Source organism: Flavobacterium sp., assembly GCF_043720215.1.
Taxonomy (GTDB): Bacteria; Bacteroidota; Bacteroidia; order Flavobacteriales; family Flavobacteriaceae; genus Flavobacterium.
In genome coordinates, this window is record NZ_JAYSSZ010000079.1 from 1 (window position 1) to 14,542 (window position 14,542).

The following is a 14,542-nucleotide window of genomic DNA, read 5'->3' on the forward strand; positions in this document are numbered from 1 at the left end:
ATACTGAAGCAACTCTAACAATGGAAGGATTAAGTATTACTGGAATTCATTTGAATATTACTGGCTCGATTCCGGGCATAAATGCAGAGGAATTTGCAACTATTACAAAAGATGCCGAAAAAAATTGTTTGATTTCTAAAGTTTTGAATATTCCAATAACATCAGAAGTCCACTTTGAAATTTAAAAATAAATAAATTCTGTTTGACCATTTTTTGTTGATTTGTCAAGTTGGCGCAACGACATCTAAAACACAGTGGGTTTTCCAACTTTCCGCCTGTGACCAACGAAATGGTACGCGAGTTAGATAATCGTTAATTAGCAAATTAAAAATGGTTATTCAGAATTTTATTTTATAAAAATTGCGAATAAATTAAAAATTAAATTAAAATGAATACTACAAAAAAATTAGACAAAACAGAAGAAATAGCTAAATTAAAGCAATTGGTAGAAACCATTACAACCTGTTTCTTTTGTACTGATATAACCAACCACAATGGCTCTACAGCTACTGTTATGACAGCACAAGAAGTAGATGAAGAAGGAACTATATGGTTTTTTAGCGGTTTGGATACAGATAGAAATAAAAATATTGAACTTGATAAAAAGGTTCAGTTGTTTTTTTCTGATCCTAGTAAAAATATTTATTTAGTATTAAATGGTGAAGCAGAAATTGTAATTGACAAAATAAAAATGGAGAAATTATGGAGTCCTTTCTTGAAAATTTGGTTCAAAGATGGTATTAATGACACTAATATTTCACTAATAAAAGTAAGCTCAATTGATGCGCATTATTGGGACAATGAAGGAGGAAAAATGGTCAACTTTATCAAAATGATTGCATCAGTTGTAACAGGAAAAGATTTTGTAGATGCAGTTGAAGGAAAAATTAAAATTTAAAAAAATGAAAATAGTTATCGTATTAACATCACACAGCAAATTAGGAAACACAGAGGGTAAAACAGGTTTCTGGATAGAAGAATTTGCCACACCATATTATATTTTTAAAGATGCAGGAGCTAAAATTACTTTAGCTTCACCAAACGGTGGACAACCACCAATTGATCCTAAAAGTGATACTTCCGAAAACCAAACCGAGTCTACAATTAGGTACAAAAATGACGAAAAATTATTAAATTTAATGGCAAATACCACTCAATTACAAGCTATTTCTGCCAAGGATTTTGATGCTATATTTTACCCTGGTGGTCATGGACCTTTGTGGGATTTGACTACTGATAAAAATTCAATAAAACTAATCGAAGATTTTTGGGATGCCAAAAAACCAGTAGCAACAGTTTGTCATGCACCATCGGTTTTGTTGAACGTCAAAGACGAAGATGGAAATTTTTTAATTAAAGGAAAAAAAGTTACTGCTTTTTCTAATACAGAAGAAGTAGCAGTCAAACTCGACAAAATTGTACCTTTTATGCTGGAAGATGAAATCAAAAAGAAAGGCGGAATTTATTCTAAAAAAGAAGATTGGACAAGTTATGTCGTAAAAGACGGATTGTTAATCACTGGTCAAAATCCACAATCATCTGGCGAAGTTGCAAAAGAATTGTTGGCTGTTTTAAAAAAATAATCAATATTGGATTTAAAAGAATATTACAAAATATTTATTCAATTCAGAAAAAGAAGTTTTAAAAGATTCTCTTTAAAATAATAAATTATGTATCATATTTCAATCATATCATCTAGCATTAGAATTGGAAGGGAAAGCCATAATGTAGCACTTTATTTTCAGAAATATTTGAAACTTAATAAGCTGGCAACTGTCGAAATTTTAGATTTAAAACAATACAATTTTCCTATTTTTGAAGAAAGATTAAAGAATCTAAAATCACCAAGTTTAGAAGCTTTAGAATTCAAAAATAAAATCATTGCTTCAGATGCAATAATCATTGTATCTCCTGAATATAATGGTAGTATTCCTGCTAGTCTAAAAAATGTTATCGATTTGTTATATGAAGAATGGCAAAGAAAGACTATTGCTTTTTCTACAGTTTCATCTAGTGATTTTGGAGGTTTGCAAGCACTAACACATTTAGAATTTATATTTTGGAAAATTGGAGCTATTTGTATTTCTAAAAATTTTCCAGTAGCTAAAGTTCAAGAAAAATTTGATGATTTCGGAAACCCAACAAACAAGAAAGAAACCAATGGATTTGCTAAGATTTTTATAGATGATTTTTTGAAATGTATCGATTCCAATAAATAATAATCAAATATGAAATATTTATTCAAAATAATGCTTATTTCAATTCTTTTTTTAAGTTGTAAAAAAGAATCAAAAATAAATGCATCAAAAGCGAATTCTAACCAGAATTATACCGATCTATTTCTTGAAGAATCGACTATAATTGCCTTTTTCAAATCCAATCCTGAAAATGAGAATATTGTAAAAGAAGTTAATTTTTTTTATAAAAACAGAAACTTTCAATATGCTTGGTTCAATAAAAAAGGAATGACACAAGCTGTGCCAAACTTTCAGAATCAATTACTTAATTATAGTAATGATTTTAATGATAAAACATTAAATAATGCACAATTAGATACGCTCATAACATTAATAAAAACCAATAAAACCGAAATCGATAAAAAGCAACGTGAAAAATTAGAATTAACCCTAACCACTACTTTTTTTAAATATTCTGAAAAAGCATTTTCGGGCATCAATAAAACAGCACACCAACTAGATTGGTTTATTCCTCGAAGCAAGAAAAATTTTCAGAATATGTTGGATTCTTTGGTTCTAAAAGACGAAAACGACAAAACGTATGAACCAGTAAATTTGTATTATTCTAAACTAAAAGAGAAACTGCGTTTGTATCGTGATATCCAGAAAAAAGGAGGATTTCCTATTATTAAAACCAATAAAAAAATACTTGCCGTTACAGATTCTGATTCCTGTTTGCTACAAGTTAAACAACGATTATTCTTGTCTGGAGATTTGAAAATTAACGATAAAAATATTGCTTTTTCAGATAATTTAGAAACAGCAGTTTCTCATTTTCAGCAACGTTTAGGCTTACCTGAAAACGGAAAATTAGACGAAAAAACGATTGAAGAAATGAATAAAACAGTCGATTTACGAATTAAGCAAATGTTGGTCAATCTGGAACGCTTGCGTTGGGTTCCTGTCGAAATCGAAAATGATTATTTGTTGGTTAACATTCCAGAATATAAATTACACGTTTTTGAAAACAAAAAATTGCTTTGGGAAACTAATGTGGTTGTGGGCAAAGAAGCCAAGCAAACGAGTATTTTTAAAGGTAATATATCCCGAATTATTCTAAATCCCTATTGGAATGTTCCAAACAGTATTATTAATCATGAAATTTTACCAAAACTAAAACGCAATCGCAATTATTTATCAAGAAATAATATGGAAGTAGTTTCTAATTCTGGAGAAGCAATTAATGCTGCAACCATAAATTGGCATAAGTACACGAAAAATGTTCCTTTTATAATCCGACAAAAACCTGGAAAAAACAATGCATTGGGCGAGATGAAGTTTCTTTTTCCAAATAGTTTTAATATTTATTTACATGACACACCATCCAAAGAATTATTTAGTCAGAACAAAAGAGATTTTAGTCATGGTTGCATTCGGGTTGAAAACCCCAAAAAATTAGCGCTGTATTTACTCCGAAATAATAAAACTTGGAGTACAAAAAAAGTAGATAAAGTTTTGAAAACTAACACTGAAACTGGAATTTCTATAAAACCCAACATTCCTGTTTATATTACTTATTTCACAGCTTGGGTAGATAGTAATGGTAATTTGAATTTTAGAAATGATGTTTATGATTTAGATGAAGACTTGGCGAAAGAGATTTTTATAGAATAACTAAATCTATGAATATTACAACTTATTCTAAAAGTTATATAACAAAGTAAATGCCTAGTTTATAGAATTTTACAATAATAAAAATTACTAATAATAAATTAAAATAAAATGGAAAGCGAAAAAATAATTAGTGCCTTCAACTCCTTAATCGTAATTAACAACGACCGAATCGAAGGCTACAAAACAGCAGAAGCAGAAGCACAAGAAACAGATTTAAAAATGCTTTTTTCAGATTTAATGGAGACTAGCGTGCAAAATCGAAAAGAATTAGTTGCAGAGGTAAAAAGATTGGGGGGAACACCAGATGAAGGAACAAGAGTTACAGGAAAATTTTTTAGAGTTTGGATGGATGCAAAAGCTGCATTGACTGGAAATGACAGAGAGGCAATATTAGATTCTTGCGAATATGGTGAAGATGTGATTCTTGAAACATACAAAAAAGTATTGATTCAAGACCATCAAGACACCAACTATAAAGAACAAGATATGTTGAACAAACATTATGCTTTATTGAAAGTAGATCATGATAAAGTAAAGCAATTACGTGATGCAATTGCTAGCGAAAAAAATTAGCAGAATAATTTCAATGTTTTTTGTCAAGAGAAGAAGTAATGCTAATTATTTATTGAATAATTAGTATCATTCACCAAAATATAATTTTAGGTACTAACAAAAGACATTTTTTATAACCTGCAAGATTTATTTAAGTCTTGTAGGTTTTTCTAAATAAATTAATAATATGGACACAACAACTACTTTATCAAATAATTGGAAATTAGCTATCTGCATTTTAATTTGCCAAACAACTGGTATTATTTCAGGTTTATTAACCAATACTCAAAATAATATTTGGTATAATACTATTATAAAACCATCTTGGAATCCGCCAGGTTATTTGTTTGGGCCTGTTTGGACCATTTTATATTTATTAATGGCAATCTCGCTTTGGATAATTTGGAAAAGCAATTCCTATGAGTCTATAAAGCAGGAAGCCATGCTATTTTTTGCAGCACAACTATTTTTAAATTTTTGGTGGACAATTTTGTTTTTCAAATTCCATTCGCCCATAGCAGCTTTTATCGAAATTATAATAATGATAATACTTATTTTAGTTACCATTTATAGATTTTCTGAAATTTCTAAAACAGCTGCTTGGCTATTGGTTCCTTATGTTTCATGGGTTTGCTTTGCTGCAATTTTGAATTATAATCTATGGAAATTAAATAATTAGACTATGCAAACTTATCTCAAAAATATATTCGAAGACACAGGTAATGTTTCCTTGTTTACAGGAAGATTTTTTAAAGAAATTGTAAAACCACCATTTCAAATTAATGAATTTTTTCGTCAGTGCTATGCTGTAGGTTATAAATCATTACCGTTAGTCAGTATAACAGGTTTTATAATGGGATTAGTCTTAACTATCCAATCAAGACCAACAATGATTCAATTTGGAGCAGAAAGTTGGTTGCCAAGTATGGTTTCATTATCGTTAGTAAGAGAAATTGCTCCCGTAATTACAGCATTAATTTGTGCAGGAAAAATTGCATCCGGAATTGGTGCCGAATTAGGCTCCATGAAAGTTACCGAACAAATTGATGCCATGGAAGTTTCGGCTATAAATCCGTATAAATATTTAGTAGTTACCCGAATTTTAGCCACAACATTAATGCTTCCTATTTTAGTAATATTTGCTGATTTTGTTGGAATTTTTGGCGGTTATATTGGATATAATGTTCGTGGAAGTATGAGTTTATATCGCTATTTTTCGGATGTAATTGAGCATTTAGAGTTTTTAGATTTAATTCCAGCTGTGATTAAAACATTTTTCTTCGGATTTTTTATTGGTTTAATAGGCTGTTACAAAGGATTTAATGCTTCAAACGGAACAGCAAGTGTTGGTGTTGCAGCTAACGAAGCCGTTGTCGCTGCATCACTTTCTATTTTTATACTTGACATGTTAGCAGTTCAAATAACAGATTTATTCTTTTAGAAATTATGGATAATAAAGTAATTATTTCTATAAAAAACTTATGCAAATCATTCGGAGAAAATGAAGTGCTAAAAGATGTAAATCTGACTGTAAATAAAGGTGAAGATTTGGTTGTTTTGGGTCGTTCTGGTTCAGGAAAATCGGTTACTATAAAATGTTTAGTGGGATTGGTTGAAGTGGACAAAGGTGAAATTAAGGTTTTTGATACTGATATTACAAAACTAAAAAATAACGAACTCAATGAAATTAGATCAAGAATTGGATTTATGTTTCAAAATGGCGCTTTGTATGATTCTATGTCGGTAAGACAAAATTTAGCATTCACGTTAAAACACCATACGAAAGAAGTGACTGGCGATGAAATTGAAAAACAAATTATTGAAGCGTTAACCAACGTGGGTTTAGAGGAATCTATTGACAAAATGCCGTCAGAATTATCTGGTGGAATGCGAAAAAGAATTGCTTTAGCAAGAACATTAATAATTAAACCAGAAATTATTTTATATGACGAACCCACATCGGGTTTAGATTCTATAACTTCTAGAGAAATAAGCGAATTGATTCTTTCGGTTCAAAAAAAATACAAAACTACTTCAATTATTATTACACATGATATGGCATGTGCTAAACTAACGGGAAACAGAATTATGATTCTTAAAGATGGCGTAATACATGCAGAAGGAACTTATACCGAATTAGAGAAAAGCACTGATGAATGGGTGCGATCTTTTTTTATTTAATTTAAAAATAATAGTATGGCACAAAATTCAAATTATAAATGGAAATTAGGAATGTTTGTCATTTTAGGATTAATCTTATTTATGATAACCATTTATTTTATTGGGAATAATAAAAACTTATTTCGTTCCACATTTCAATTGAAATCACATTTTAAAAATGTAAGTGGTTTAAAAGAAGGGAATAATGTTCGTTTTTCAGGAATTAATGTTGGTACAGTAAAAGACATTGAATTTATTTCTGATTCAGCCGTTGTTGTCAATTTAATTATAAAGCAAGAAGTTCAAAAGTATATTAAAACAGATGCTATTGCCAGTATTGGTTCAGATGGATTAATGGGAGACAAAGTTTTGACGATTTCACCAGGAACAGCTTCTAACACTGTTGTGAAAGATAAAGATTTGATAAAATCGACCAAAGCTGTTGAAATTGAAGACATTATGAAAAGTGTCAAATTAAGTGCTGATAATGCTGCAATTATTACCAGTCAGCTAGCAATTTTTACTAATAAAATGAATAATAGTAAAGGAGTATTATCTAAATTAATGACTGATGCTACTTTTGCTAACTCATTAACCAAAACATTATCTAATTTGGAATCAAGCACCGATGAGTTTGCTGTTTTTACAAAAAAAATGAACAACAAAAAAGGCGTTTTATCAAAACTAGTTACGGATGAGAAGCTAGGAAACTCAGTAGATTCAACCCTTATTGAATTAAATGAAACCGTAAAAGCAGCACAAAACAATTTTTTATTAAAAGGTTATTTTAACAAAAAGAAAAAAGCAGATGCTAAAAAGAAAAAAGCTGAAGACAAAAAGAATAAAGAAGAAGCAAAAAAGAAATTAGTATTAGATAAAGAGAAATAGCAATATAAGATTATAAATCATAAAAACCATTAGTGAAAACTAATGGTTTTTTCATTTAATTTATTATAAGTCAAATTATTAATGTGTGAATATTGCAACAAATCATAATAAAAATATAACATAACAATAGAACAGTCGGCTAACCTTTGCTTAATAATTTTAATACTAATATTTAAAAAATAATAAAATGAAACAGAAAAAACTATTTTCAATGATTGTCTTATCAATGATTGTTTTATTTGGAGCTTGTTCTAAAGATGATTTTCAAGAAACTATAGGAGTTTGCCCAACTGTAACAGCTACTAGTCCTCTAAATGGTGAAACAAGTGTTTCTCTAAACAAAGTGATTACTGTTACTTTTAACGAAGAAATAAACCCCGCAACTATTACGCAATCATCTTTTACAATAGTAAACGGGTCAACACCAATTACAGGTGCAATTTCCTATTCAGGGAATACAGCATCATTTACGCCCACAGGTAATCTTATTGCAAACACAACCTACATTGGTAAAGTGACAACAATGGTAAAAGATTTGCGTGGTAATGCTTTACAAGAAGATTATATTTGGACTTTTAGTACAGGTACAACTTTATTACCAATTGTTATTGCTACAGATCCGGCTAATAATGCAACTGGAGTAGTTTTAAATAAAATTATTACTGCAACTTTTAATACTCCAATGGATGGAGCGACAATAAACGGAACAACATTTACATTAAAACAAGGCGCAACATCAATTGCTGGTATAGTTACTTATTCAGGTACTACTGCTACATTTACACCAACTTTACCACTTACAGCAAATACTGTTTACACTGGAACGATAACTACTGGAGCTAAAAATCTTGCTGGTGTTGCTATTGCTAGTAATTATGTTTGGAATTTTACTACTGGAACTATATCAGCTCCAATTGTAATTTCTACAGATCCGTTAAACAATGCAACTGGAGTAGCTTTAAACAAAATAGTTACTGCTACTTTCAATATGCCAATGGATGCATTAACTATTTCGACAACTACATTTACTGTAAAAATAGGTACATCGACAGTTTTAGGAACAGTTTCTTACAGCGGCAGTACAGCAACATTTACTCCTTCAAGTAATCTTTTGCCAAATACTACTTATACTGCGACTGTTACAACTGGGGCAAAAAATCTTGCAGGAATTCCTTTAGCCAATAATTATGTATGGAGTTTCAGTACTGTAGTGGTTCCAAATTTAGGAACAGCTTCAATGTTTGGTGCTTTTGGAGGTAATGCAGGGATTACTAATCAAGGATTAAATACAGTTATAAATAACGGAAGTATTGGTACAACAGCGGCTTCTACTTTAGTAACTGGTTTTCACGATTCAAATGCAATTTATACTGAAACACCTCTAAATGTTGGTAATGTAACAGGAAGTATTTTTACAGCTCCACCATTTCCAGGAACAGCTGCTTCATTTGCTATAGCTTCACAAGGATTACTGGATGCTAACGCGGCTTATTTAAGTATTTCTCCAGCCTCAATGCCTGGTGGTATTGATCCCGGTGCAGGAGAACTTGGAGGTTTAACTTTAGCTCCTGGGATATACAAATCAGCAAGTGGAACATTTAATATATCTAATGGTGATTTAACACTCGATGCACAAGGCAATCCTAATGCAGTTTGGATTTTTCAAACCGCTGCTGGATTAACAGTAGGAATTGCTGGACCAACTGGTGCTAAAAGTGTTATAATGATAAATGGTGCTTTACCTAAAAATGTGTTTTGGTACGTAGGAAGTGCAGCTACTATAAATGGAGCTGGAGGCGGAGTAATGACTGGAACCATTATTGCAAATTCAGGAGTTACATTTTCAACTGCTGGAAATGCTACCCAAACCGTTTTAAATGGAAGAGCAATATCATTAGTTGCATCTGTTACTATGGTTAATACAACCATAAATGTTCCTAATTAATATAAAATAAATGATTTATTCTATGAGAATAAGTTCTATATATAACTATAAAATTCAAAAAAAATGAAATCAAATTTTAAATCAATAACAGGATCATGCAAAGCATGGTCCTTAAATAAACTACCAATAAAACATTTTATTTTAACAACTTTGGTATGTTTTGCAACTCAAATTTCAGTTCAAGCTCAAGAAATTCAATATACTAAACCATCATGGTGGTTTGGAGCTGCAGCTGGAGCAAACTTTAATTTTTATCGTGGTTCAACCCAAGTATTAAATGAAAATTTTACGCCACCTACTGCATTTCATAATGGTTTTGGTGTTGGTTTGTATCTTGCACCTCTTGTAGAATATCATCGTCCAGATTCGTATTTTGGATTTATGTTTCAGACAGGATATGATAATCGAAATGGAAAGTATGAACAAGTAATTACACCTTGTAATTGTCCTGCGGATTTAGAAGCAAAATTAAGCTACTTTACGATTGAGCCAAGTTTGCGATTTACACCTTTTAAATCTAATTTTTATTTATATGGAGGACCAAGGTTGGCTTTCAATTTAAATAAATCATTTACCTATCAGCAGGATAATAATCCTGATTATCCTTTGCAAATAACTAATCCTGATGTAACTGGAGATTTTAGTGAAGTTAAAAAAACTATATTTTCAATGCAATTAGGAATGGGTTATGATATTCCAATTGGATCACAAACCAGTAAAACTCAATTTGTTCTATCTCCATTTGTGGCTTTTCAACCTTATTTTGGACAAAATCCAAGATCTACTGAAACTTGGAATTTAACTACAGTAAGAGCTGGATTTGCATTAAAATTTGGAAGAGGCAAACAAATTGTAACTGATGAAATTGTTGATGGAGAAGTACAGTTTTCGGTTAATCAACCCAAAAATGTTCTGGTACAAAATAGCATGCGTGAAGTTTTTCCACTTCGTAATTATATCTTTTTTAATCTAGGTTCTACTCAGATTCCTGATCGTTATGTTCTTTTGAATAAAGGACAGGTAAAAGATTTTAAAGAAGATCAAGTACAATTTAATACACCAAAAAATATGTCAGGAAGATCAGAAAGACAAATGTTGGTATATTATAACGTTATTAATATTCTTGGAGATCGTATGCAAAAAAATCCTTCTTCAAGCATAAAATTGGTTGGTTCCTCAGAAAAAGGACCAAATGATGGTCGTGCAATGGCAGAAACTGTAAAAAAATATTTAGTTGATGTTTTCTCAATTAATGGTTCTAGAATTACTATCGAAGGAAGGGTAAAACCTCTTGTTCCATCAGAACAACCTGGAGGAAAACTAGAATTAGATTTGCTTCGTGAAGGTGACAGAAGAGTAACTATTGAAAGTAATTCACCAGAGTTATTAATGGAATTTCAAAGTGGTGATGCACCATTGAAACCAGTTGAAATAATTACAGTTGAACAAAACCAAAATATGGATGATATCACTTTTAATAACGTTGGTTCAAAAGAAGTATTTTCAACTTGGATGTTGGAATTGAAAGATGGAAATGGAAAAATTAAAAATTTCGGACCCTATTCTGAAGATAAGATAATTATTTCTAGAAATACTATTCTAAAAAATCAACAACAAGGAAACTTTAATGTTGTAATGGTTGGTCAAACTAAAAGTGGTAAAACAGTTAGAAAAGACGCTATGGTCACAATCCTTCCTTATGTAGCTCCGCAAATTAAAGAAAGTGTTAGATTTAGTGTTATTTACGAATTCAATGAGTCTAAATCTATAGCAATTTACGAAAAATATCTAACTGAAATTGTAACACCAAAAATACCAATTGGAGGTACCGTTATTATTCAAGGACATACAGATATTATTGGGGAAGATAATTATAATCAAAATTTATCTTTGGCAAGAGCTAATGATGTTAAAACTATTATTGAAAAAAGTTTAGCTAATTCAGGAAGAAAAGACGTAAAATTTGAAATTCATGGTTATGGTGAAGATGTAAAATATTCATTATTCGAAAATAAATATCCAGAAGAACGCTTTTATAACAGAACAGTTGTAATTGATATTGTTCCAAACAAATAAATTTTTTAGATATAAATATTAAAACAGGACAGCAATTAAAAAAGCTGTTCTGTTTTTTTGCTAGTAATTATACAATTTTTTATAAGAATTATGCAACTTTTCTAATATTTTAATAATCAAATTTGTAATAGTAATAATCATTAATAAATTTTAAAAAAATGAAAAAGTTTAAATTATTTATAGTAGGAACATTTCTTTTAGTATTTAGTTTCTCGCACGCACAAGTTCAAGTAAATGTAAATTTAGGAACACCTCCAGTTTGGGGACCAACAGTCACAACAGAAGAATATTATTATTTACCAGATATCAATTCGTATTATGATATTCATCAATCTCAATTTATTTATCTTAACAATGGTGCCTGGATTCGTTCTAGATCATTACCAATGCGCTATAGAAGTTACAATTTGAACACAGGTCATGTGGTTGTTTTAAATGATTATCATGGTCGTAATCCTTATACTCATTACAAAGTTCATAAAGCTAAATATTATAAAAGTGATAACAAGTGGGAAAAGTCTAGAGGAAATAATGGACATCATAATAATGGCAATCAACATGGTAATAAAAAAGGAAATAAAAAAGGAAAACATTAATTTAATTGCAAACCTATGAATGTTGAAACATATATAAATATTTGTATAACAAGGAATTAAATTAGATGTTAGAAATTTGTATAGTTATGAAAATTAATTCATAACATTAAATTAAACATTATGTCAAACGAGGTAAAACCAGCAAAACAGATCAAAGATCCAAAAATTGAAAGTCAAAAAATTGTTGACAATCACAAGAAAGCAGCAATGCATCATGAGGCAGCCGCATTACACCATCATGAAGCGGCAAAACACCAATTGGCAGGAAACAGCATTATGGCTAGCGGATTTAATACTAAGGCGAAAGACCAAACGGACTTAGCTAAAAAAGCCCAAAAGAAAAATGCAAAGAAACAATCAGCAATAGTATAAGGATTTGATTTTTTGGTTAATTTTTAATTCTTAAAAAGCACCAAATTACGTTTGGTGCTTTTTTAATTTTTAATATAAAAACATATGAAAACAGAAGCTGAACTTAACGAAAGTATTCTAAAAATGACCATGACAATTCGAAATGAATTTCCAGAGTTAATGAAATATTTAAACGAAATGCAAGTCACAATTCCAGATGTGAAGACTCCAGAGATTAGTAATAAAATTCTGCAAGATTATTATGATTCTTTGCAGGATTTACTTCGAAAATATGCTCCAAATCACTCTAGTTTAATTAATAACTTTTAAATTTTATAAAAATGAAAACTTCCAAAAAATTAGCTATTTATTTAGACCATGCTGAAGCAAAATTATACGATTTTGATATATCAGCAATTGAATTTAAAACTATCAAATCTGATTTTGACAGTCAAGATAAAAAGGAAACCTTACAAAAAGGCGAAAGTCATTTGCACAACAAAGAACAACATTTAGAACACAAATTTTATGAAAATTTGGGAGACGAAATATTGAGTTTTGATAAAGTTTTGTTGTTTGGCCCAACCGATGCAAAAACCGAATTGTTTAACTTTTTGATGAAAAATAACCGATATGCAAATAGCAAAATCAAAGTCAAAAATTCCGACAAACTAGCAGCAAACCAACAGCTTGCATTTGTAAATGATTATTTTATGAATTAATATGAAAAAAGCCTATTTTAATATCGAACGACAATTTGAACGATTAGTTTCTATAGTAACTAAAATTCTAGGAAATTCTATTTCGTTTATTTTAGCATTTATTTTGGTTATATTTTGGTGGATTACCAATTTACCTACATCTAAAGATTTACATCAAAACATCGGTGATATTATTTTTGGGACTACTTTTTTGAGTTTATTCATCATTCAAAAATCATTCAACAGGTATTCGGCATTGATACATCTCAAGATTAATGAACTCATTTCTTCTCATGAGCCAGCCAATAATTCGGTAATGAATACTAGCCAAAAAACCGAACAAGAAATCGTAGAAATGTCTAAAGAATATATAGAAACTGACGATTCAATTGAGATAGAGTTAGATAATGCGCTGAAAGAAATCAATATCGAAAATCAGATTTAAATATGTGAATATTACTAGTTTTTGATAGAATTCTGTAATCCAATTTAGTGGTTTACTCCGCAACTTTACACCAATAAATAAATATAAAATTATGAACAAAAAAATTTTAGTTGCTACAATGTTAATAGGTTTGGCATTTAGCTCACAGGCACAGAACATTTCAAAAAATGCACTTGGTTTACGATTGGGTGACAACGATGGATTTGGAGGTGAAGTTTCCTACCAAAGAAAATTAGCTACTAACAATAGGTTAGAATTAGATTTAGGCTGGAGAAACAGTAATGATGTAGATGCAATTAAACTAGCTGCTTTATACCAATGGATTTGGAATATAGATGGTGGATTTAACTGGTATGCAGGAGTTGGTGGTGGAGCAGGAACTTGGCGTCACGATAAATTTGAAATTAATGACAATGGTGCTTTTGCATTTGTGGCTGGAGATATTGGTATCGAATATGATTTTGATTTTCCACTTCAACTTTCTTTAGATTTTCGTCCTGAAATATATTTTAATTCAGACACATTTAGAGAAAACAATTTTGGACCTGACATTGCATTAGGAGTTAGATATAGATTCTAATAGTCTTAAATATGTGAATATTACAACTCCTTTTTAATATTATATAATAAAAATAAATCGAATCGTTTGCATCTTTGTATTGTTAAGAAAATGCATTCTCAACATAAAAAAATAAAAAAATGAACACAACAGAAATTAAAGGAACTTGGGAAGAACAAAAAGGGAAACTCAAACAAAAATTTGCAAAATTAACAGATAATGATTTGTTATTTATAGACGGCAAAAAAGAAGAGATGATGGGAAGACTTCAGATAAAACTGGGAAAAACCAAAGAAGAATTGCACAAAATTTTAGAAGCACTTTAATAAAACAACAATTATCTTTAAATTTTAGAATATGAAAAAATCATTTTTTATGCTAGCCATCCTAGCTGGTACAGTATTCATAAGTTGTAAAT

The 14,542-nt window shown here is 30.1% G+C and carries 18 protein-coding genes and 1 pseudogene; all 19 read left to right on the forward strand.

Translation table 11 applies throughout. From position 1 onward, the window contains the following. Window positions 1-185: pseudogene (locus ACHZC3_RS03800) on the forward strand (OsmC family peroxiredoxin); the annotation flags it as partial. Between the two features lie 203 nt (window positions 186-388). Further along, window positions 389-898, forward strand: coding sequence for a pyridoxamine 5'-phosphate oxidase family protein (locus tag ACHZC3_RS03805; RefSeq protein ID WP_394758554.1), 510 nt, complete (start codon window positions 389-391; stop codon window positions 896-898). Window positions 899-902: 4 nt separating this feature from the next. Next, the gene (locus ACHZC3_RS03810) at window positions 903-1,583 is read left to right on the forward strand and encodes a type 1 glutamine amidotransferase domain-containing protein (protein WP_394758555.1); all 681 of its coding nucleotides are present in this window, start codon (window positions 903-905) and stop codon (window positions 1,581-1,583) included. A gap of 87 nt (window positions 1,584-1,670) precedes the next feature. Further along, window positions 1,671-2,219, forward strand: a complete 549-nt coding sequence (locus tag ACHZC3_RS03815; protein ID WP_394758556.1) for an NADPH-dependent FMN reductase — start codon at window positions 1,671-1,673, stop codon at window positions 2,217-2,219. A 9-nt stretch (window positions 2,220-2,228) separates the two neighbouring features. After that, complete coding sequence (locus ACHZC3_RS03820) at window positions 2,229-3,851, forward strand: murein L,D-transpeptidase (RefSeq protein WP_394758557.1); 1,623 nt, start codon at window positions 2,229-2,231, stop codon at window positions 3,849-3,851. 108 nt (window positions 3,852-3,959) lie between these two features. After that, a complete protein-coding gene (locus tag ACHZC3_RS03825; protein ID WP_394758558.1) occupies window positions 3,960-4,424 on the forward strand; it encodes a PA2169 family four-helix-bundle protein in 465 nt (154 codons plus the stop codon). 166 nt (window positions 4,425-4,590) lie between these two features. Next, the gene (locus ACHZC3_RS03830; protein WP_394758559.1) at window positions 4,591-5,082 is read left to right on the forward strand and encodes a TspO/MBR family protein; all 492 of its coding nucleotides are present in this window, start codon (window positions 4,591-4,593) and stop codon (window positions 5,080-5,082) included. A gap of 3 nt (window positions 5,083-5,085) precedes the next feature. Then, window positions 5,086-5,844 carry an MlaE family ABC transporter permease gene (locus tag ACHZC3_RS03835; protein ID WP_394758560.1) on the forward strand — a complete coding sequence of 253 codons (759 nt, stop codon included), beginning with the start codon at window positions 5,086-5,088 and terminating at the stop codon, window positions 5,842-5,844. Window positions 5,845-5,849: 5 nt separating this feature from the next. Further along, window positions 5,850-6,584, forward strand: coding sequence for an ABC transporter ATP-binding protein (locus ACHZC3_RS03840; RefSeq protein WP_394758561.1), 735 nt, complete (start codon window positions 5,850-5,852; stop codon window positions 6,582-6,584). A 15-nt stretch (window positions 6,585-6,599) separates the two neighbouring features. After that, a complete protein-coding gene (locus ACHZC3_RS03845; RefSeq protein ID WP_394758562.1) occupies window positions 6,600-7,451 on the forward strand; it encodes an MlaD family protein in 852 nt (283 codons plus the stop codon). 187 nt (window positions 7,452-7,638) lie between these two features. Then, window positions 7,639-9,396, forward strand: a complete 1,758-nt coding sequence (locus tag ACHZC3_RS03850; RefSeq protein ID WP_394758563.1) for an Ig-like domain-containing protein — start codon at window positions 7,639-7,641, stop codon at window positions 9,394-9,396. Window positions 9,397-9,459: 63 nt separating this feature from the next. Next, window positions 9,460-11,472, forward strand: coding sequence for an OmpA family protein (locus ACHZC3_RS03855; protein ID WP_394758564.1), 2,013 nt, complete (start codon window positions 9,460-9,462; stop codon window positions 11,470-11,472). Window positions 11,473-11,630: 158 nt separating this feature from the next. Continuing rightward, on the forward strand, window positions 11,631-12,068 hold the full coding sequence (locus ACHZC3_RS03860) for a hypothetical protein (RefSeq protein ID WP_394758565.1): 438 nt from the start codon (window positions 11,631-11,633) through the stop codon (window positions 12,066-12,068). Between the two features lie 120 nt (window positions 12,069-12,188). Continuing rightward, window positions 12,189-12,440 (forward strand): hypothetical protein, encoded by a 252-nt coding sequence (locus tag ACHZC3_RS03865; protein WP_394758566.1) that lies wholly within the window; start codon window positions 12,189-12,191, stop codon window positions 12,438-12,440. A gap of 84 nt (window positions 12,441-12,524) precedes the next feature. Further along, window positions 12,525-12,749 (forward strand): hypothetical protein, encoded by a 225-nt coding sequence (locus ACHZC3_RS03870; protein ID WP_394758567.1) that lies wholly within the window; start codon window positions 12,525-12,527, stop codon window positions 12,747-12,749. A gap of 11 nt (window positions 12,750-12,760) precedes the next feature. Beyond that, a complete protein-coding gene (locus tag ACHZC3_RS03875; protein WP_394758568.1) occupies window positions 12,761-13,141 on the forward strand; it encodes a hypothetical protein in 381 nt (126 codons plus the stop codon). A 1-nt stretch (window position 13,142) separates the two neighbouring features. Then, a complete protein-coding gene (locus tag ACHZC3_RS03880) occupies window positions 13,143-13,565 on the forward strand; it encodes a low affinity iron permease family protein (RefSeq protein ID WP_394758569.1) in 423 nt (140 codons plus the stop codon). Between the two features lie 91 nt (window positions 13,566-13,656). Continuing rightward, window positions 13,657-14,145 carry a hypothetical protein gene (locus ACHZC3_RS03885; protein ID WP_394758570.1) on the forward strand — a complete coding sequence of 163 codons (489 nt, stop codon included), beginning with the start codon at window positions 13,657-13,659 and terminating at the stop codon, window positions 14,143-14,145. Window positions 14,146-14,264: 119 nt separating this feature from the next. Beyond that, on the forward strand, window positions 14,265-14,450 hold the full coding sequence (locus ACHZC3_RS03890) for a CsbD family protein (protein WP_394758571.1): 186 nt from the start codon (window positions 14,265-14,267) through the stop codon (window positions 14,448-14,450). The last annotated feature ends 92 nt before the right edge of the window (window positions 14,451-14,542 follow it).